Genomic DNA, 20,104 nt, shown 5'->3' on the forward strand with positions numbered 1-20,104 from the left:
TTTCTTTGCTTACTTTCTTTTGGCGAAGCAAAAGAAAGTGAGTTGCATGCCGGGCAACCCCCGGCCAACTACCCTCAACAGAGGGCCCGTCGTTGGAACAAGAAGTACAGTTCAAACGAACTCACCTCCTCCGCTATCAATTCAATAGCTGCTAGCGCCCGTCCCTATTCCCCAGAAAGCCAAAAAGCCACCTAAAAACCATCCACATCCGACAACGAAGGCCTCTCCACAATCCGCTCCGAAATCATCCGGCAAGCCTCCAGCAAGGGCGCCACATAAGCCTTCTGCGAATTGTCTTTCCGCCGGAACATCAGGGTGCTGACACTGATAGCCGCCACCGGCGAACCGCTGTTGCCCCGAATAACCGCGCCATAGCAAAAAATACCGGCTTCGTGCTCCTCGGCATCAACAGACCAGCCCCGCTCCCGCGTGACCTGCAGCTGCCTGCGCAAGTCAGGCAACTTCACCAAAGTGTTGGCGGTATGGCGCGGCAGGGGCAAGCCCTGCAACAGCGGACCCAACACAGCAGGCTCCAGCGCCGCCATGTAAGCCTTGCCAACCGCAGTGGCGTGCAGGGACACACTGGTGCCGATGCGCGAGGCCATGCGCACTGCGCTGGGGCTTTCCAGCTTTTCGATGTAGACCATGGTGTTGCCGTTGGGCACGGCCAGGTGCACAGTCTCGCCGGTGATGTCGCGCAGGCGCTTGAGTTCGTCTACCGCTGCCAGGCGCAGGTCTGACCTGCCCCAGCTGCGGCTCGCCAGCTGGATCAGCCGCGGACCGAGCGCGAGTACAGCGCCGCGCTCTTTGCCCACCAGCAGGCGCTCGGCCATCAGGGCCGCCACTATGCGGTGCACCGTGGGCCTGGGATAGCCGCTGGCCTTGACCAGCGCCCCCACATTCAGCGGCTCGTCCGAATCAGCCACCAGCTGCAGCACATGCATGAATTTGGAAAACGCCGCCGTGCCAGCCACCTGTGACGGCGCTGGCCTCGCAACTGATGATCTGGGCAAGGCACTGGCCATCATTCAAGACACCATGTAGCCACCGTCCACTGGCAGGATCACACCGGTCATGAAAGCAGCGGCGGGCGTGCAGAGAAACACTGCAGCCTCGGCCACGTCCCTGGGCGTGCCCCAGCGGCCCATGGGCGTGCGCGCCAGGATGGGGCCGGCGCGCGCGGGGTCGTCCTGCAGGGCCTGCGTGAGCGGTGTGGCGATCCAGCCGGGCGCCACCGCGTTGACACGAATGCCGTCGGGCGCATAGGCAATCGCCAGCGACTTGGTGAGCTGCGCGACGCCGCCCTTGCTGGCTGCGTAACCCGGCACCAGGCCGCCGCCGAAGAAGCTCAGCATGGAGGCGGTGTTGACGATGCAGCCGCGCCGGGCCTTCRGGCGCTCCCGCGTGGCAGTGCATACGCGCATGGTGCCGGTCAAGTTGACGGCCAGCACTTTTTCGAAAACCTCCATGTCGTGCTCGGCGCCGCGCTGGATGATGCCGGCACAATTGAACACGATGTCGAGCTGGTCAATGCCCGCCAGTGCCGCGTCAAGGCCTGGCGCCGAAGTCACGTCGGCCTGGCGCACATCGACGGCCGCGTCCAGCGTGCCGTCACCACGGCCCAGCCCCAGTGCCGTGACTTCGGCCCCCAGCGCCGCAAGGTGGTTGGCAATCACGGCGCCTATGCCTTGGGTGGCGCCGGCGACGAGGGCCCGTTTGCCTTTGAAAAGTCCGGCCTGATAGGTCATGAATGGCTCCCGAAGAAGATGCCGGCTAGCGTCAGCGGATGAATTGTTTCGTGTAACCGGCGCCCAGGCCGACCGCCTCGAAGTGCCTGTTGCACATCTCGATCTTGGTGAACACATCTTCGTAACCCACGCCCTTGCCATAGGGGTCGGTGTAGTACATGACACCGTTGACCTGGAAGTACGTGATCATTTCCTCGACGTCTTCGGGCACATAAAGCGTATGGGTTTCCCCGGGCGGCTCAAACACATAGCTGCCCTCGGTGGCTTCCCAGTCGTGCTCCAGGTAGCGCCAACGCCCCTTGAGCACAAAGCCGTGCACGGCCTGCGGGTGGCGGTGGCGGCTCAGCACGCCGGACTTGCGCACGCGCAGCAAATTCATCCAGTAACCCTGGCTGGCATTCAGGCAAAGGGGACGGAACCAGACGTTCTCGGCCTGCGGCACCCACAGGCGTTCATCGGTCGGGATGGCGTGCTGCACCACGATTTCCGGCCGTGCATCGGGCGGGTTCGGGTATTGGTAGGGCATCAACGTCTGGTCGGTAGCATTCAAGGTCATGGCAATTGTCCACATGATGGATACATGTCCATACTGTAGATTCGGCGATTGTTGGCGCTGCGGGGACTTACCCCTAAGCCTGCGGTTCTACATTTGCGACAGACTGGATAAACTAGCCCACACCATCCGGCAGCCCCCTGTGCCGCGCATCAGAACGACTCTCCGAGGAGGATTCCCATGGCCCTGCCCTTTATCGTCACCGCTGCGGTGACCTTTCTAGCCTGGGCCGTTGCGGCGGTGTTGTCCCAAAGCATGGGCGACGCCATGACGCTGAGCGCATCCGTCTGGCTGGCCACAGGCATCACGTTTGGCGCGCTGCTGGCCGTCAAGCCGCCCAGGCGCCCGGCCGTGCTCACAGGCGCCGCGCTGGCGGCTGTTGCACTGGCCCTGCTGGACGGCCTGGCCCTGCTGCCGGCACTGGCATTTGGTTTGAACGAGGCCCTCTGCGCGAGTCTGGGCGCCTGGGTTGCGCGCCTGCTGCGCAGCACCGGCCCTGACGGCAGCACGGAGCCCGGCAAAGCCTACGGCGGCGTGTTGCTGGGCGCGCTGCTGACCTCCGCGCTGGGTGCCAGCATCGGCGTGATGCTCTGGAGCTGGGCCCTGCCGGAGCCCGTTGTCCTGCTGACCGAATGGCGGGTCTGGACCTGCACCACCTTTGTCGGCATCTTGCTGATGGCACCGCTCATCACGGCGTTCTCCGGCTTCAAGGTCAGGCGCTCGGGCGGCATGGCCACCAGCCAGTTCCTGGCGGGCGCCGGCACCTTCCTGCTTTTCTTTGTGGTGGCGGGGCTGATCTTTTCAAGCGATGTGTCTGACCGCTTCAGCGCGTCGCTGGGCCCCACCCTCACCTATTTGCCCCTGCCCTTCATGGTGGTGACGGCCATCTTGTGGAAGGAGCGCGGCGCCACGGTCGCCACGCTCGCCGGTGCGCTCGCGCTGATCGCCTGGACCAACGCCGGCGGCGGCCCGTTTGCCGAGGTGGAAGGCTTTCCCGGCGAGGCCGTGATCGAAGTGCAAAGCTATGTCGCCGTGATGGCGTTGCTGGTGGGCGTGGTCAACGCACTGGGCGCCACCGCCGCGCAAGCCCTGGCGCAGGCGCAGGACTGGCGCACCCGCTACCGCCAGGTGCTGGACTCCAACCGCACGGTGGTCGCCAGCTTTGACGCCAGGACCGGCGCAGCCGAATGGGGTGAAGGCGCGAGCGAACTGCTGCGCACCAACGCCGGGGCGCTGCTGACCGTGCAGGATTTCATCGCCCATGCAGACCCGCAGGAGCAGCCCGCGCTGCACGCCGACTGGCGCGACCTGGCGCAGGGCCAGCGCGACCACATGCTGTGGAAGAACACCTTGCGCTGGAGCGACGGGCGCGTAGCCAGCGTGAACGCGCGCCTTTCAGGCGTGCGCGGCGCCGACGGCCAGGTCGAACAGGTCGCCGCGCTGCTGGAAGTCGAGGCCTGACGTGGCACTGGACAACGCCAGCACGCCGGCCGCTGCGTCCGTGCCACAGCCCCACGCACAGGGCCCTGTCCCGGCGGCCGACAAAAGCACCCCCGCCGTCTTCCTGATCCACGGCCTGGGCGGCACGCAGTACGACCTGGGCTCCATGCACAAGCGGCTGAAAAACGCGGGCTTCGTCACGCATTCGCTGACGCTGCCCGGCCATGGCACCACGCCGGAAGACCTGGTGAACGTCACTGCCGAGCAGTGGATGGATGCCGTGACCGCCAAGTACCGCGAGGTCGCGGCGCTGCACGACAGCTTCCACATCATGGGCATGTGCATGGGCGCGCTGCTGGCCACCGAGCTGGCCAAGCGGCAAAAGCACACGCGCGGCAAGCTGATCGCGCTGGCGCCGCCCATCTACATCGACGGCTGGGCGACCGCGTGGTACACCCCGCTGCGCCACCTGATGTATTACGTGCCGGGCGTGCAGGCGCGCATGAAGGTCGAAGAAGAAGACCCTTTCGGCATCAAGAACGAACAGCTGCGCGCCATCGTCAAGGCCAAGTTCGCACGCGGCGAAAACTTCCATTACCGCTGGGTGCCGCTGGCCTGCGTACGGCAGGTAGACCGGCTTCGCGGCTGGGTGATGACGGGCCTGAAAGACATGGCCAGCGAAACCCTGGTCATCCATGCACGCGAAGACGAACTCACCAGCCTGAACTCGGCCAACTACCTGGTCGAGCAGATCGGTGGTGCCAAGGCCCGCATGGTGGTGCTGGAAAACAGCTACCACATGATCTGCGTCGACAACGATCGCGAGCAGGTCGCACGCAACGTGCTCGAATTTTTCGGCGCCAGCAGCGCGGCGTCCCTGGGTATGGCGGTAGACGACCCGAAGATGGGCGCAGAAGCCCTCGCTGCGTTTGCGCAGGCGCTGTGCGCCTCGCTGGAGGCCGGCGACTTCAACGGTATCTTCGCCAGGGGCGCATCCGACATGGCCTGGTTCCAGCCCGGCGCCAACCGCGCCAGCGGCATCTACCGCGGCAACAAGGGGCTGCAGGCCATGCTCCCGTGGGCGGCCGCGGTGCGCTTCACCGCATTCGGGCAAGTCGTGTTCAACGCCGGTGTCGCGGTGGTGCCCGCCACGTTGACGGCAGGCRGGCTGATGTCACAAGGCGTGCTGGCCTTTGCCGTACGTTCGGGCCGCTTGCTCGATGCGCGCTGGTTCCCTGACGACGTCGCGCTGGAAGACGCCCACTTTGGCGAGCCGTTAGCCTCCGCCGGCCCCAGCGAGACCGAACGCGCCTTCGAGGCCGCCGGCATTGCCGTCAAGACCCTGGCCAGGCCGCCCGGCAACGATGCCTTGCTGGATCTCTACGCCCTTTACAAGCAGGCAACCCTGGGCGACGCGACGGGTGAGCGCCCCGGCATCATGGACGTCACCGGCCGCGCCAAATATGACGCCTGGGCCGGGCGCAAAGGCATGGCCCGCGAAGACGCGATGGCGGGCTATGCCGCGCTGGTGGAAAAGCTCAGGGCTGCCTGAGCGCTGTTCAGATTGTCTTGCATCACCTTGTCCGCGCAACGCTCAGCGCGCCGGCGATCCCGCACGTTTCAGGCCCGGCTCGCCCGCCCGCGCCGCCACATCGGGCTGCCACACCACCTGGTCGTCGACCGCGTACAGCCAGCACCTTGATTTCGCCCTGGCGCACAGCTGGAAGGTCGTCGCCATCGCTTCGGGTTCGCCGGCGTTGAAATACCAGCCGCCTTTTTCCGTCACGGCAAAAGCCTTCGGAGACGGCAAGTTGCGAAAGTGGGCGTAACGCGCCTTGCCGGCATCGCTGAGCGGCACGGCAGCGGTGTCATCCGCCGCCGCAAAGCCCGAAGCCGGCGGCACCACATAGTGGTGACCCTTGAAGCGCTGGGCGTGCGACAACACCAAAGGCTGGCCCAGCTGCGCCGAAAGAAACTCGAACATGCGCGCATGCGAGGCTTCACGCGCCGCGGGGTTGCCACCCACCATGGCTTTGCCTGTCCTGGTGTTGCCCAGGCCTTCCCTTTGCTTGACGGGGCCGGTGCCGTCAAAGCCGTGGTAGCTGCCGGGGTAAACCGTCAGTTCCACCGGCGCATTGGCCTTGTTCTTCTGCAATCGCCCGTGCAGGGTGACGCACTCCGGGGCCGGGGTCCAGTCGTCGAGCTCGCCGATCATAAGCAGGAGCGGCACGTGCACTTCATAGTTCCACATCTTGTTGCTCGCCACGCAGCCGGGATAAAAAGCCACGGCAGCGCGTGGCTGCACCTTCTGCGCCCGCACGTATTTGTCGGTGGCGTCGATCACGCTGAGCACCGTCTGCGCGCCATGCGACCAGCCCAGCACCACAATGCGCGACGCATCCACAGACGGCTGTTTTGCCAGCCACTCGATGGCAGCGAACACGTCTTCACGGCGGTCGCTTTCATGGATGGTGCGCAGCTTGTTGGGCGTTTCGCAAATGGACTGCTGGCCGCGCGGGGTGAAGCTGTCCAATGCCAGGAAGTGCATGCGCTCGGCGTTGAAATAACCGCCATAGCGAAAGAGCCGCTCGGCAAAATTGCCCTTGCTGTCCAGTCCGCCGCCGCAGCCGTGCAGGCCGATGACGGCAGGCCGTGGCTCCTTGTCGCCGGTGTCGAACCAGTAGCCGGGAATCTGCAGCTTGCCATCTTGCGAAGGGATGGACACCAGGCCGCCCGCATGGGACAGCTGTGCCAGCAGCAAGCCAAACAGAAGAACAGAAAAATAGCGAAGACAGGTCATGGCAGTCCCTCCTCTGCGTCTCTTTTACCGGACGCTCAGTTTTCTTACGCGGCCCAGACCACCAGCCCGCTCCATGCGGTTGCCAGCACCACAATGCCGAAAGCAATACGGTACCAGGCAAACGGCACAAAGCTGTTGGTCGAGATGTAGCGCAGCAGCCAGCGCACGCAGAGCCAGGCGCTGAAAAACGAAAACACCAGGCCCACCGCAAACATGGGCATGTCGGCAGCAGACAGCAGCGCCCGCTCCTTGTAGAGGCTGTAGGCCCCAGCCCCTATCAGTGTCGGCATGGCCAGGAAAAACGAGAAGTCGGTCGCGGCCTTGCGCGACAGCCCCAGCAGCATGCCGCCGATGATGGTCGCACCGCTTCGGCTGGTGCCGGGAATCATCGCCAGGCACTGCACCAGGCCGACCTTCACCGCATCCATCACGGTCATGGCTTCCACTTCCTGGATACGCGCCACGGCGGGATTTTTTTGCTGCCGCTTTTCGGCCCAGAGGATGATGAAGCCGCCGATGATGAAAGTGCTGGCCACCACCACGGGGGTAAACAGATGGGCCTTGATGGCCTTGCCGAACAGCAGGCCCAGCACCACGGCGGGCACAAAGGCCACCAGCACATTCAGCACAAACTGTTGCGCCTGTTTCTCGGTCGGAAGGGCCACGACGGTCGCGCGGATCTTTTGCCAGTACACCAGGATCACCGCAAAAATGGCGCCCGTCTGGATCGCGATGTCGAATACCTTGGCTTTTTCATCGTCAAATCCCAGCAGCGCACCGGCCAATATCAGGTGCCCGGTCGAGGAGATCGGCAGGAATTCAGTCAGGCCCTCAACGATGCCCATGATGGCGGCTTTGATCAACAGTGCAATGTCCACGCGGTCTCCCGAAAATGAAAGATTATGGCCCCCACGGTCGCGCACTTCGTGTCGCTCCCTGCCCCCCGAGGGGGCCGCTGCGCCTGCGGCCCGGCAAAGCCGGTTCCGCGGCCCCGGCTGGGTTCAAGAGCTCCCGGCGCGCAACCCGGATGGGGTATTTCACCAGTAGGGCCGCGGGAGTGGCTTTGCCAGACCGCAGGCGCCTGCTCCCTCGAGGGGGAACCAGCTACCGCAATGAGTCTGGACAGGGGTGGCATTTCTGCGCACAATTTGTTACCCCTTCGCCAGTCGCCACAGCCATGCAACTGACACCGCTGATCGCCATTCACCTGTTTGCTGCCAGCACCGCCATCGTCATCGGGCCCGTCGCGCTGTGGGCGCGTAAAGGACGCTTGCAGCGGCCCAAGCTGCACCGGGCTTTTGGCTATGCTTTCGTGACGATGATGCTGGTCACTGCCGCGACGGCGATTTTCATCCGCGACTATGACTACCCCAATATCGCCGGCTACACACCCATCCACCTGCTGGTGCCCTTCGCGCTGCTCAGCCTGACCGGCGCGTTCTGGCATTTGAGCCGCGGCAACATTGCGGGCCACCGCCGCGCCATGCAGTCCCTCTACATTGGCGCATGCCTTGTGGCAGGCGTGTTCACGCTGATGCCCGACCGCTACCTGGGCAAGATGCTGTGGACGCAGCTCGGCCTGATGTGACTTTCCACATCGCCCGAAAAAGCTGCAGCATTTTTTGACGAGCCCGCGGCAGGACGGTCCGAGCACGGAGTCCGGTGAAAATCCCTCGGACGCACACAATGCCCACCCAGGCGCCCAGAAAAAGAAAGAACACCCATGCACCGTTATGTCCTGAGCGGCCTGTTGCTGCTCGCAGCCACCTGCGTGCAGGCCGGAATGGGTTTTACCGAACTGCCCGGCCTGCAGGACGATGGCCCCGTCAGCGTTTTTTACCCTTCCGCCGGTGAAGACCGGCAAGCTCAGTTCGGCTCCTATTCCCTCAAACTTGATCGCGGTGGCCAGCCCGTGCGCGGCAATACACGCCTCGTCGTCATCTCGCACGGCTCGGGCGGCGCGCCCTGGACATACACCAGCCTGGCACGCCGCCTGGTTGAAGACGGCTTTGTCGTTGCGTTTCCCCAGCACCATGGCGACAACGCGCGGGACCCGTCCACTCCCGGACCCGAAAGCTGGAAGCATCGGCCCGCAGAGGTCTCGCGCGCCATTGACGCGGTTGCGCGTGACCCGCGCCTGGCACCGCTGCTGTCGCTGGACAAGGTCGGCATGTACGGCATGTCGGCCGGCGGCCATACCGCGCTGACGCTCGCCGGCGGCCGCTGGTCACCGGCGCTGCTGGCCCGGCATTGCGAGGCACACATTGCCGAAGACTTCCATACCTGCGTCGGGCTGACGACACGGCTTACGGGCGGCGTGCTGGACGGCCTGAAAAAATCGGTGGCGCTGGCCGTGATACGCCAGAAGTTCAGCGACGCCACCTGGCAAACCCATACCGATCCGCGCATCCGTGCCGTGGTCGCCGGTGTGCCGCTGGCGGCTGATTTCGACATGGCCTCGCTGGCCTCAGCCTCCGTGCCGCTCGGCCTGGTCACCGCCGGGCAAGACCGCTGGCTGGTACCGCGCTTTCACAGCGACGCGGTGCTTGCGGCCTGCAAGCGCTGCGAACACATCGCCGACCTGCCTACCGGTGGCCACGGCGCCTTGCTGTCGCCGCCTCCACCGGCCGGGGCCATGTCGGACCTGGCCAAAGACCTGTTGCTGGACCCACCCGGCTTTGACCGCAGCGAGCTTCCCGCGGTGGACCAGAAGATCAGCAGCTTCCTGCGCAAGCACCTTCTTCCCTGATCCCGATTTCCGATCCGCCAACCCCTGATTCCACGGGAGCGGTTGCCAAAGCGGCAGCAGATACCCTGCAGCATGCGGGCCGGCAGTACGCGTCAAAGTGGACAGAAAATGATCCTTTCAGGTGCATTTTTCAGCCAAAAACGAACCATAAAGAATCATAAGTAAAACTAATCTACTCGCACATTCATTTCCAAACGGGGGAACCCCACTATCGCTTCATGACGGTGAAACATACATTCAGTTACACCACATTACCACCAAGGTTCTCACCATGAACAGCTCCCCTTCACGCCGCCATACCCTGGTCGCCCTGACCGCCGCGGCCCTTGCCAGCGCCCTGCTCACGGGCTGTGACAATCCGCCGGACACCATCAAGATCGGTGTCGCACAGCCCCTGTCGGGCAACCTCGCCGCGCTGGGCCAGGATTTGCACAATGGCGTGAAGATGGCCGTGGACGAGCTGAACAAGGAAGGCTTCCAGATCAAGGGCAAGACGGTCAAGATCGAAATCGTGGCCATGGACGATCGGTCTGATCCAAAAACCGGTGTGGAAGTCGCGCAGCAGCTCGTCGATGCCGGCGTGGTCGCCGTGATCGGCAACCTCAATTCGGGCGTCAGCATCCCGGCCGCACCGGTCTATGCCGCCAAAAACATTCCCCAGCTGGCCATCTCGACCAACCCCAAGTTCACCGAGCTGGGCCTGGCCACCACCTTCCGCCTGGTGGCCAACGACAACCTGCAAGCCCGTGCGATTGGATCGTTTGCCGCCAACCAGCTCAGCGCCAACAAGTTCGCGGTGGTCGACGATGGGACCACCTATGGCAAGGGCCTGGCGACAGGCGCGGTCGCTGAACTCAAAAAAGCCAGCAAGCAAGTGGTGGTGACGTATTCGTCCGACGACAAGACCACCAAGTTTGACGAGCTGGCCGGCAAGATCAAGGACGGCGGTGTCGAGGTGGTCGTGTCCACGCAAGGCGACTTCCAGATCCTCGCGTTGATCGAAGCCCTCAAAAAGATCGACTACAACCAGCAGATCAGCATCCTGGGCGGCGACACCATCAAGACGACTGACATGCTCAAGGGCAGCGACACAGTCAAGGGCATCTACGCTACTTCGCCCATCCTGGACGCCAAAGAGTTCGTCAACGGCAAGGCCTTCCTGAGCAAGTACCAGGACACCTTCAAGAAGGAGCCGGCTTACGGCGGCCACTACACCTACGACGCGATGTACATCCTGGCCGGCGCCATGCGGCGCGCCAACTCGGTCAAACCTGAAAAGATCACCGAAACCCTGCGCACCTTTGACGGCTACGCGCCGATTACCGGCTCCATGAAATGGGACGCCGTCGGCGAGCAGCGTTACGGTGTGGTCGGCGTTTACTCGATCCGCAAGGGTGTTTGGGACCTGCAGCTGCGCTCCGACCGCTGGTAGGCTAAGCTCGCGGTCGTCATGACCGAGCCCACACCTTCCTCCGACGCCTTCCCTTCCGGCCATTACGCCACGCCCGCTGAAGTCCTGGACTTCTGGCTGGGCGACGGCGTAAGCAAGGAGTGGCCGACACAAGACCTCAACAAGCGCTGGTTTGGTGGCGGCGCAGAACTTGACGCCGAGATCAGCGCGCGCTTTGGCAACAACGTCAAGGCAGCCGTTGACGGCGGCCTGCAAGACTGGGAGCAGCCGCCGCTCAATCGCCTGGCGCTGGTCATCCTGCTCGACCAGTTCACCCGCAACGTCTTTCGCGGCAAGGGCCAGGCCTTTGCCGGCGACGCGCGCGCCCAGCAACTCGTGCTGCAGGCGCTGGCCGCCGGAGACGACCTGCAACTACCCTGGTCCGGGCGCATTTTTCTGTACATGCCGTTGATGCACGCCGAAAGCCTGGCGCTGCAGGACGAATGCGTGGCGCGCTTTACCAGGCTGCAGGCTGATGCGCCCGACTCGCTCAAGCAACGCTTTCAGGGCAACATCGATTTCGCCCATCAGCACCGCGACATCATTGCCCGGTTTGGCCGCTTCCCGTATCGCAACGCGGCGCTGGGGCGGATCGATACGCCGGAAGAGACCGACTTCCTGCTCAAGGGGCCGCGCTTCGGGCAATAAGGTTCCCCCCTGTCCAGGCTCACTGCGTGTAGCCTGTTCTCCCCCTTCGGGGACGGCGGAGTTGGTACACCCCCGTCCAAGCTCACTGCGTGTAGCTCGTTCCCCCCTCAAGGGGGCGGCGCCTGCGGCCCGGCAAAGCCRGTTCCGCGGCCCCCGCTGGTGAATACGCCCACGGCTTGGGCCGTTGACCAGCTCTGCGTCGTGCATCAAACTGCCCTCCAGCCCATGCAGGACGTGCGCTAGCAGCTACTAATTTGATAGCGCCCATCACAGGTGCGATGCGTGGCCTCATTCTTTTGAATCCATTGCCGCGTTGGCGCCGTATCCACTTCAGGATGCACCGCCACGGCTCACAACACAGGCGGGCATCCGTTAGACGCCGGCCATCCCTGGCTGGTCCACAAAAACCCAGGAGTTAAAAAATGACTTTACGCACAGCTACCGCCTCAGCTTCAGTTCTGCTTGTGTCCCTGCTCGCCGCCTGCGGCAGCATGTCGCCCATGATGCCCACCTATTCGCAGGCCGGCCTGCCGGCCGCCGTGCAGGTGCCGGCCGGCAACAAGGTTGCGATGGAAACCGTGGGCGTGGGCGAGATCACCTACCAGTGCAACGCCAAAAAAGACATGGCGGGTCAGTTTGAGTGGGTCTTCGTCGGCCCCGACGCGAAGCTCAACGACCGCAGCGGCAAACAGGTCGGCAAATACTACGGCCCGCCCGCCACCTGGGAAAGTATGGACGGCTCGAAACTGACGGCCACGCAAATCGCAGTGGCCCCCAACAGCACCGGCAACATTCCCCTGCAGCTCGTCAAGGGCAACCCGGCCATGGGCAGCGGCGCCATGAGCGGCGTGACCTACATCCAGCGCGTGGACACCCGAGGCGGCGTGGCACCCGCCATGCCCTGCGCCGCCGGCAACATGGGGGCCAAACAGGTCGTGAAGTACCAGGCCGACTACATCTTCTACAAGGCGATGTAAGCGCCGCAAGAAGAACAAAAATCAAGGCCAGAAACAGCAAAAGGGCAGCCAACCCCCTTCCCCCGAATCTCCGAGGGTGAGCCGCCAGCCCTGAAGTCAGGCGGGACTGGCCTTATGCCCGCAGGCATGCCGCAAGGCAGGCGCTGTGGGCTTTTTTACGCCGGTTGGCCTGCGGCGTGGCTTGTGTTTGACGTGCGCCCCTGGCTGTCTTGTTTCCCCGCAAACGGTCCGGCCAGGCGCTGGCACCGAGGCTGCGCGGCGTCCTACAGATCTTTACATTTCGGCGGGCTTTACTGAGAGGCGGGCAAAACAACAAACCGAGGAGTCTCATGAAAAGCACACACAACATCTTTTGGGCCTATAGCAAGAGCGCAGCCGTCACCCTGGCCATGATCACCGGCACTGCCGCGCTGATGACCGCCTGCTCCGGCGTTGCGCCGCTTCCCAAGGAATACACGCAGGACCCGCTGGACGCATCGGTCAAGGTGCCGCCAGGCCATGTTGTGGCGCTTGAAACCACGGCCAGCGGCTTGCTGCACTACGAGTGCAAGGCCAACGCCAACACCGCAGGCACCATCGGCTGGGTTCTGGTGAGGCCCGAGGCCGACCTGCTGGACCGCACCGGTAAAACCGTCGCGAAATATTCCGGCCCGCCCGCCACCTGGACGCATATCGACGGCTCCAGCGTTGTCGGCACGCAAGTGGCCCTGGCGCCGCGCATAGGCGCCACCAACCTGCCGAATCAGCTTTCCACAGGCACATCGGGCGCCACGCCCGGCGTGCTGCAAAACGTCACTTACATCCAGCGCGTCAGGACCAAGGGCGGGCAAGACCTGAGCAAGTCCTGCACGCAAACCGACCTGGGCGACAAGCTGACGACGTCTTACCAGGCTGACTATATTTTCTGGAAAGCCGGTTAAGGGGAATGCAAAGGGTGGAGCGGGGTTGATCGCCTCGCTATCAATTACATAGCTGCTTGCGCTTGTCCTTATTGGCCTGCAGCCCTATTTCATACCCAAACAGCCTGCCGTGAACACCCAAGCCCCCCGCGCTCCTTCTTCCCGCGTTCCCCTCTTCGCAATGCTGCGAAGCGTGCTCATGCTCGCGGGCGTGGTGGGAATACTGGGTGCCTGCAGCGCGCGCCTGCCCAACCCCTACAACGCCCAGCAGGCGCTGCCTGAGGCCGTTCGCGTGCCGCCGGGCCATCAGGCCGTGCTGGAGGCCCAGGGCAGGGGCGAGCTGCTGTACGAATGCCAGGCCATCAAGCGCGCGCCCTATGAATACGCCTGGCTGCTGCAGCCACCGGGGATGCGGCTRCAGGACAGCAATGGCCAGACCGTCACGTACTAYCCSGGCSTGCGCTCGCGCTGGGTGCACAGCGAYGGCTCCAAAGTCACYGCGMAGGARTTGGTGGAAGTGTTTCCCGACCGCAGCAGCCTGCCGCTGCAGCGGGCTTTGGTGAACCCTTCAGAAACGCCGGGTGTGCTGGCCAACATCAGCTACATCCAGAGCCGCAAAACTGCCGGCGGTGTGGTGGCGAACCCGCCCTGTACATCTGCCAGCCTGGGCATGCGGGTGTCGGTGCCTTACGAAGCAGACTACGTTTTCTGGGGCCCGGCCGGCTGATCTTTCGGCGCCCGGAAAAAAGCCCGCAGAAGTGCGAGATGCTCAACTGAAGTGCTGCCCTCCTTTTAAGGAGGGATTTTTCCACTGCAAATTCCTGGGTTGAGCGACACAGACATGCACAGAGAGCGACAAGTGCATCAAGCAGGCCGAGATGACGTCCAATATGGTCTGTGAGTGCGCTGCATCACGAAATTAATGATGCTCCCATGGCGCGACGACGGCTTTCGGATCACTGAAGCGGCATGTTTACGCTGGATGGTTCGCTTTGCAGCGTTTCCTTTGAAGTTGACGTCGTTTACATTTGTGGAAATGCAWWWTGCATTTCCACAAATGTACTTGTCAGGTGCGTCATGAAAGCCCATCCCCCATTCCCGTCAAATTTACGAAGCGAGATGGCCGACTGGCGGCTTTGGGCCGGGCGCGCCGTCGTATTGGCGTCAGCCGTATTGGCGGGGTTGGCCGTGGTGGCATTTACCTGGCTGACAGAGCACGCGCTGAAGCTTTTTTCCGTTTTTGAAAAGAGCTACTGGTGGGGCCCGCTGCTATGGACACCCGTTTGCACTGCGGCCATTGTCTGGGTGACCAGGCGTTACGCTGCCGGCGCTGCAGGCTCGGGCATTCCTCAGGTCATGGCGGCCCTGACATCCGAAGTGCCCGCCGTTTCACGCGGCTTGTTTGTGTCGCTGCGGCTTTCCGTGGCCAAGATGCTGTTAACAGCCTGGGGACTGCTGGGCGGCTTGTCCCTGGGGCGGGAAGGCCCATCGGTGCAGATTGCTGCCGGGGTCATGTATCACGCCCGTCGCTGGCTGCCCTCGGGCTCCCGGGTATCGGAGCAGGGACTGCTGCTGGCCGGCGGCGCGGCCGGCATTGCTGCGGCATTCAACACACCGTTGGGCGGGGTGATGTTCGCCATTGAGGAACTGACACGCAAACCCGAGCAGCGCAGCAATGGTTTGCTATTGGCAGCCATAGTGCTGGGCGGCCTGATGGCCGTGTCGATCTACGGCAATGCCACCTATTTCGGCGTCATCCGCGTCGAGAACATCAGCATGGCGTTGCTGCTGCCGGGCTTGCTTGTGGCCGTCTGCAGTGGGTTGGCGGGAGGCTTGTTTTCCAGGCTGCTGGCTGTGTCCCTTGCGGGCGGCACACCTGATTGGTTCAGCCGGTTCCGGCAGAAAGCACCCGTCCGTTTCGCAGCCGGTTGCGGTCTGGCGGTGGCGGTGCTGGGTTGCGTGAGCCATGGCGATACCTATGGCGGCGGCTATGCGCATACGCGGGCGATGCTGGAAAGCGGCGGTGAATCCTCGTCGCTGTATGCGCTGCTCAAGTTCATCGCTACCTGGATTACAGCCTGGTCCGGTGTCCCGGGTGGGATTTTTGCACCATCCCTGGCGATCGGCGGCGCTTTGGGCAATGACATTGCCCAACTGACCGGCTACGTCAATGCCCCCACGCTGATAGCGCTGGGCATGGCGGGATTTCTTGCCGCTGTCACGCATGCGCCAATGACTGCATTCATCATCGTGATGGAAATGGTAGACGGCCACGGCCTGGTCCTCAGCTTGATGGCCAGCGCACTGGTCGCAAGCGCCGTTTCGCGCCTGGTCAGCGTCCCGCTTTATACCCTGTTGGCAGATCTGCAGTTACTCCGCCTGCCAAAGGCTTGACGTGACGTCTGCTGCAGTCACGCTTCAGGGAAACACCTGATGCCATATACATTTGAACAAATATAATAGAGCGGTCAGTTTCAGCAGCTTTCCCAGCGAGGACTTTAGAGCCTTCAGGGGCTCGAGCCCTCTGGAGGTTCTTTTTTTGCGGCGACTGATCAGCCCGTGAAGCATCATGTTCATGGCACAAACGCGCGCAGTGGCCTGCACCAGCTCATACCCCGTAAAAGCTTTTTCTTTCAGGTGCTTCAGCGCTTCACGTGTCAGATTTGGCGAGGTGCCCGCCGGGGCCGGTGTAATCAGGCGTCGGGCTGCCCAAGTGGGATGTTTGCCGCGCGTTTGTCCACCTTCAGAGCCTGGATTACCTTGTCAAGGTCCCGGTTGAGCCGAATGAGCGCTGGCGTGTCGAGGCTTGTGAGAGCTTCGGGAAGTACCCCGGAAAACGGACCTGGAGCGCGTTTCAAGATCTTGAGGCCTGCTGGCAAAACGCGAAGCGTCGAGGCGCGCCGGTCAATGTCGGATCGCTCGACTTCAATCAGTGCCCCAGCGACCAATGCCTTTACCAGGTTGCTGGCCGTAGACTGGTGTACATCCATAGCAGCTGCGAGTTCGCCGACCCCGATGCCCGGGACGTCGCGCACCACACTCAGAGCCCAGAGCTGCGCGCCTGCCAGTCCCGCCTTTTTTTCCACTTCTCGAAAATGCATCTTTACGGCGTTAAAGATGAGTCGGAAACGGCGCAAGGCCTCAGCCGCGGGATCGTTGTGAGACAGGTTTCGATCTTGGGATTTGGCTACGGCTTTAGGCATTTGGAATGGATCATATGACGAGCGCCGAATTCTGGAGAAAACGTTCTCTGCATCAATACGGAGAGAAAGTGGTGAATCTTGTAAAGGACTTCACCTGCTTGTCTTCCCTCCCGGATCAAGCAGGTAACATTTGGCGATCGCGGCGAGATCCGGCGCAGTTATGCGTCCGAAAGCGCATTTCCTTCCTCTAGAGACAAAAAACCCTCCGTTTTCGGGAGGGTTTTAAAAGATTCAACACTCTGGTTGAACGTCTCGCATGAAGCGGCTTTTTTAGGTTTTTGGGGTGATTGGTTGGCTGGATGCCTTCAAGCCCCTTAACGATTCCTAGCGATGTCCGTGGCCGTGACCATGTCCGTGGCCGTAACCATGCCCCTGGTAATACACCGGGCGCGGGCCATAGTAGCCGCCGTGCCTGGGGCCGTAGTAAACCGGCGGCGGTGCGTAATACACAGGCGCAGGCCTGACGTACACAGGGCGCGGCGCGTAATACACCGGTGCCGGCGGGTAATACACAGGTGCCGGCTGCACGTACACGGGCTGCTGGTACACCGGGTAGGCATTCGTCACGCCAACCTGTACACCCGGAACCCCGACGCCCACGGAAAACGTCACGTTGTCACGGGCCTGGGCAGCACCGGCAAAGCCGAAAGCGGCCAGTGCCAGCGCGGCTGCGGCGCCTGCCACGGCGACGGAGCGGTTTGCCTTGATTGCTGTCTTCATATGATCTCCTTAACAGGGCAGGAAATGCCCATGTGCTTATTAAACGCGGCAGCCCCGTAACGGCGTACCGTACGCTCCGTGAAGAGCGTAGCCAAACGTAACCCATTCGTGTAACCCCTAAAATCACTCAATGACCACCCCCGCCCCTGCCTCTGCCCCCGCCGACAAAGAAACCCACAAGCCCAGCAACTTCCTGCGCCAGATCATCGAAAAAGACCTGGCCGAGGGGACGTATGCCAGCCGCCGCTGGGGCGGCAGCCCCGGGGACGCCGCCCACCACGCCGCAGGCCAGCCCGACCCGGCCAAGGTGCGCCTGCGCTTTCCGCCCGAGCCCAACGGCTACCTGCATGTAGGCCATGCCAAAAGCATTTGCCTGAACTTTGGCCTGGCACGCGACTACGGCGGCGTGTGCCACCTGCGCTTTGACGACACCAACCCCGAAAAAGAAGACACCGAATACGTCGACAGCATCATCGAAGCCGTCAAATGGCTGGGCTACGACTGGGCGCAGATCGGCAACGCCAAAGGCGGTGACAAGCCCTACCAGGCCAGCGACTACTTCGACTTCATGTACCGCGCGGCCGAATATTTGATTGAAAGCGGCAACGCCTACGTCGACGAACAAAGCGCCGAAGAAATGCGCCACAACCGCGGTGATTTTGGCCACCCCGGCACCAACAGCCCCTTCCGCGGCCGCACGCCTGCTGAAAACCTGGCGCGCTTTCGCGAAATGCGAGACGGCAAGCTGCCCGACGGCGCCGCCGTGCTGCGCGCAAAAATCGACATGGCCTCGCCCAACATCAACATGCGCGACCCGGCCATCTACCGCATACGCCGCGCCCACCACCACAACACCGGCGACAAATGGTGCATCTACCCCATGTACACCTTCGCCCACCCGGTCGAAGACGCACTTGAGCAAATCACCCACAGCATCTGCACGCTGGAGTTTGAAGACCAGCGCCCGTTTTACGACTGGCTGCTCGACCGTTTGGCCGAAGGCAAACTCATTGCCACACCGCATCCGCGCCAGTACGAATTTGCGCGCCTGAACCTCACCTACGTGCTCACCAGCAAACGCAAGCTGGCGCAGCTGGTGACGGAAAAGCGCGTGAGCGGCTGGGACGACCCGCGCATGCCAACAATAGTCGGCCTGCGTCGCCGCGGCTACACACCCGAGTCGCTGCAACTCTTTGCCGAACGCATTGGCGTCACCAAGAGCGACAGCTGGATCGACTACAGCACGCTCGAAGGCTCGCTGCGCGACACGCTCGACCCGATCGCCCCGCGCGCCATGGCCGTGCTTGACCCGGTCAAGCTCGTGCTCACGAACTGGGACGAAGTGATGGGCGCGGGCAAGCTCGACGACTGCAGCGCACCCGTGCATCCGCACCACGAAGAGATGGGCAAGCGCCACTTCAAGATCGGCAAGGAAGTCTGGATTGAACGCACGGACTACGAAGAAACGCCACCCAAAGGCTTCTTCCGCCTCTTCCCGCCGCACATCAACGCCAGCAAGCAGGCCATCGCCGGCAGCAAGGTGCGCCTGAAGTACGGACACGTCATCGAATGCACAGGCGCCGTCAAAGACGCCGACGGCAAGGTGACAGAAGTACACGCAACCCTGATTCCCGACACCAAGAGCGGCACACCCGGCTCCGACGCCATCAAGGTCAAGGGCGTGATCACCTGGGTGGGCGTGAATGACGCGGTGCAGGCCGAGGTGCGCCTCTAYGACCGCCTCTTCACCACCGAACACCCCGGCACCGGCGACAAGGATTTCCTGGACGAGCTGAATGCCGACAGCCTGAAGACCGTGATGGCGTATGTTGAGCCATCACTGGCGCATGTGCCTGCTGGCACGCGCTTTCAGTTTGAGCGGCATGGGTACTTTGTGACGGACTTGCTTGACCACAGTGCAGGTAATGCCGTATTCAACCGGGTCACGGGTATGAAAGACAGTTGGGCCAAATGAAGCCGGGCCATTTCTAAAGCCCGGGCGGAAGACGCTGTAGCATGCCGAATATAAACAATATCAAGGGAGGAAGGCATGGAAACGATCATCAAGACATTGATCATCACGTTAGCGGTTGCGGGACTGAGCGCGTGTGCAACCATCAAAGATCCGACAATATTTTCAGAGAAAAAAGAAACCTTTACGCCTGAGCCTGTGAAGAAGGTACTGGTTGTCATCGATATCGGCCTGGAATATGACAAATTGCCCAGTGGCTTTGCATTCTCGAAGGCAGACAACGCGAAAAGGATGTATGACCCCCTGGGTCAGGCAATGACCGCCGAAGTACAAAAAACGGGAGCTGATGCTGACTATCAGCTGCACACGACAAACGCGACGCTTGTGATTCCCGTGGGCTATTCACACGTCTGGATTCAGAAGCTCGACAGATTTGTCTACACGACGGGTAGCGCCGGCTCATACGTCTCAAGTCGCATATGGAAAGCCACCATCATCCAGTGGCGGCCAGCGGCACCGGCGGCGGAGAAATTCAAGGCGGTCTTCCGATCGGAATATGAAGCAGATGGCCCGCGATGCTTCATGCCCAATACACTCCCCAACAAGGACGAGTGCCAAAAGAATTACCTTGGCGCTGTAGTGAGTCAGTGGCAAAAGTCAGGCTTGAAGCAATAAGAGGTTAAGTCGCAGTCCAGTCCGGCGGCAGGCCTGGCACATGCATCGGATTCTTTACCCAAGGGCTTCAAAAAAAGCTCTAGCGATGTGGGCCTAACCGCGTCAAGGGCATACAGGCACGAGGGGCCCGTGCCATTCGGAGACAGGGGAATCGCCGTTAGGCTGCCATCATCTCAGAGATAACATGAGTCGGGCGAACAGTATCCTCCAGGTCAGAAAATGTTCAGATTACTTTAACAATTAGCAGGGAGTATCGAATGTCTTTTAGAA

General features: G+C 62.3%; 20 protein-coding genes. 13 read left to right on the forward strand and 7 right to left on the reverse strand.

Features of this window, described 5'->3' with window-relative positions; genetic code table 11:
- Positions 1-195: hypothetical protein (locus tag AC1D0Z_RS08325; RefSeq protein WP_477657779.1), on the forward strand; the 195-nt coding region annotated here is incomplete at its 5' end.
- Here the strand turns inward: AC1D0Z_RS08325 and AC1D0Z_RS08330 are convergent.
- The 3 genes from AC1D0Z_RS08330 to AC1D0Z_RS08340 are packed head-to-tail and all read right to left on the reverse strand — an operon-like array spanning position 192 to position 2,304.
- On the reverse strand, positions 192-1,028 hold the full coding sequence (locus AC1D0Z_RS08330; RefSeq protein ID WP_477657780.1) for an IclR family transcriptional regulator: 837 nt from the start codon (positions 1,026-1,028) through the stop codon (positions 192-194). The two genes, AC1D0Z_RS08325 and AC1D0Z_RS08330, sit on opposite strands and share 4 nt — an antisense overlap.
- Positions 1,029-1,748 carry an SDR family NAD(P)-dependent oxidoreductase gene (locus AC1D0Z_RS08335; RefSeq protein ID WP_477657781.1) on the reverse strand — a complete coding sequence of 240 codons (720 nt, stop codon included), beginning with the start codon at positions 1,746-1,748 and terminating at the stop codon, positions 1,029-1,031. It abuts the gene before it with no gap.
- A gap of 31 nt (positions 1,749-1,779) precedes the next feature.
- Positions 1,780-2,304, reverse strand: coding sequence for a 2,4'-dihydroxyacetophenone dioxygenase family protein (locus AC1D0Z_RS08340; RefSeq protein WP_477657782.1), 525 nt, complete (start codon positions 2,302-2,304; stop codon positions 1,780-1,782).
- 177 nt (positions 2,305-2,481) lie between these two features.
- Between AC1D0Z_RS08340 and AC1D0Z_RS08345 the strand changes: the two genes are divergently transcribed.
- Together AC1D0Z_RS08345 and AC1D0Z_RS08350 are read left to right on the forward strand one after the other, a co-directional pair.
- Positions 2,482-3,762, forward strand: a complete 1,281-nt coding sequence (locus AC1D0Z_RS08345; RefSeq protein ID WP_477657783.1) for an MASE1 domain-containing protein — start codon at positions 2,482-2,484, stop codon at positions 3,760-3,762.
- A gap of 1 nt (position 3,763) precedes the next feature.
- Entirely contained in the window at positions 3,764-5,293 is a 1,530-nt protein-coding gene (locus AC1D0Z_RS08350; RefSeq protein ID WP_477657784.1) for an acyl-CoA-binding protein, read from the forward strand.
- 42 nt (positions 5,294-5,335) lie between these two features.
- On the opposite strand, the gene AC1D0Z_RS08355 is transcribed toward AC1D0Z_RS08350, so the two are convergent.
- Positions 5,336-6,541: a dienelactone hydrolase family protein gene (locus AC1D0Z_RS08355; protein ID WP_477657785.1), complete on the reverse strand. Its 1,206-nt coding sequence runs from the start codon at positions 6,539-6,541 to the stop codon at positions 5,336-5,338.
- A gap of 44 nt (positions 6,542-6,585) precedes the next feature.
- Complete coding sequence (locus AC1D0Z_RS08360; protein ID WP_477657786.1) at positions 6,586-7,419, reverse strand: undecaprenyl-diphosphate phosphatase; 834 nt, start codon at positions 7,417-7,419, stop codon at positions 6,586-6,588.
- A 299-nt stretch (positions 7,420-7,718) separates the two neighbouring features.
- On the opposite strand from AC1D0Z_RS08360, the gene AC1D0Z_RS08365 reads away from it, so the two are divergent.
- The 8 genes from AC1D0Z_RS08365 to AC1D0Z_RS08400 all read left to right on the forward strand — a co-directional run bounded on the left by AC1D0Z_RS08365 (position 7,719) and on the right by AC1D0Z_RS08400 (position 15,658).
- Positions 7,719-8,129, forward strand: a complete 411-nt coding sequence (locus tag AC1D0Z_RS08365) for a DUF2306 domain-containing protein (RefSeq protein ID WP_477657787.1) — start codon at positions 7,719-7,721, stop codon at positions 8,127-8,129.
- Between the two features lie 135 nt (positions 8,130-8,264).
- Complete coding sequence (locus tag AC1D0Z_RS08370; RefSeq protein WP_477657788.1) at positions 8,265-9,290, forward strand: alpha/beta hydrolase family protein; 1,026 nt, start codon at positions 8,265-8,267, stop codon at positions 9,288-9,290.
- A 271-nt stretch (positions 9,291-9,561) separates the two neighbouring features.
- Positions 9,562-10,722 (forward strand): branched-chain amino acid ABC transporter substrate-binding protein, encoded by a 1,161-nt coding sequence (locus tag AC1D0Z_RS08375; RefSeq protein WP_477657789.1) that lies wholly within the window; start codon positions 9,562-9,564, stop codon positions 10,720-10,722.
- 18 nt (positions 10,723-10,740) lie between these two features.
- Positions 10,741-11,388 carry a DUF924 family protein gene (locus AC1D0Z_RS08380; RefSeq protein WP_477657790.1) on the forward strand — a complete coding sequence of 216 codons (648 nt, stop codon included), beginning with the start codon at positions 10,741-10,743 and terminating at the stop codon, positions 11,386-11,388.
- 422 nt (positions 11,389-11,810) lie between these two features.
- Entirely contained in the window at positions 11,811-12,365 is a 555-nt protein-coding gene (locus tag AC1D0Z_RS08385) for a DUF3455 domain-containing protein (RefSeq protein ID WP_477657791.1), read from the forward strand.
- A gap of 329 nt (positions 12,366-12,694) precedes the next feature.
- Positions 12,695-13,285 (forward strand): DUF3455 domain-containing protein, encoded by a 591-nt coding sequence (locus AC1D0Z_RS08390; RefSeq protein ID WP_477657792.1) that lies wholly within the window; start codon positions 12,695-12,697, stop codon positions 13,283-13,285.
- 109 nt (positions 13,286-13,394) lie between these two features.
- Positions 13,395-13,991 (forward strand): DUF3455 domain-containing protein, encoded by a 597-nt coding sequence (locus AC1D0Z_RS08395; RefSeq protein WP_477657793.1) that lies wholly within the window; start codon positions 13,395-13,397, stop codon positions 13,989-13,991.
- Positions 13,992-14,341: 350 nt separating this feature from the next.
- Positions 14,342-15,658 carry a chloride channel protein gene (locus tag AC1D0Z_RS08400; protein WP_477657794.1) on the forward strand — a complete coding sequence of 439 codons (1,317 nt, stop codon included), beginning with the start codon at positions 14,342-14,344 and terminating at the stop codon, positions 15,656-15,658.
- A 299-nt stretch (positions 15,659-15,957) separates the two neighbouring features.
- On the opposite strand, the gene AC1D0Z_RS08405 is transcribed toward AC1D0Z_RS08400, so the two are convergent.
- Together AC1D0Z_RS08405 and AC1D0Z_RS08410 are read right to left on the reverse strand one after the other, a co-directional pair.
- Positions 15,958-16,467: a MarR family winged helix-turn-helix transcriptional regulator gene (locus AC1D0Z_RS08405; protein ID WP_477657795.1), complete on the reverse strand. Its 510-nt coding sequence runs from the start codon at positions 16,465-16,467 to the stop codon at positions 15,958-15,960.
- A gap of 324 nt (positions 16,468-16,791) precedes the next feature.
- Positions 16,792-17,187: a hypothetical protein gene (locus AC1D0Z_RS08410; protein WP_477657796.1), complete on the reverse strand. Its 396-nt coding sequence runs from the start codon at positions 17,185-17,187 to the stop codon at positions 16,792-16,794.
- 130 nt (positions 17,188-17,317) lie between these two features.
- Between AC1D0Z_RS08410 and AC1D0Z_RS08415 the strand changes: the two genes are divergently transcribed.
- Both AC1D0Z_RS08415 and AC1D0Z_RS08420 read left to right on the forward strand, forming a co-directional pair.
- Positions 17,318-19,162: a glutamine--tRNA ligase/YqeY domain fusion protein gene (locus tag AC1D0Z_RS08415; RefSeq protein WP_477657797.1), complete on the forward strand. Its 1,845-nt coding sequence runs from the start codon at positions 17,318-17,320 to the stop codon at positions 19,160-19,162.
- Between the two features lie 75 nt (positions 19,163-19,237).
- Positions 19,238-19,834: a hypothetical protein gene (locus AC1D0Z_RS08420; protein ID WP_477657798.1), complete on the forward strand. Its 597-nt coding sequence runs from the start codon at positions 19,238-19,240 to the stop codon at positions 19,832-19,834.
- The last annotated feature ends 270 nt before the right edge of the window (positions 19,835-20,104 follow it).

The organism is Polaromonas sp. P1_E3 (assembly GCF_056405935.1).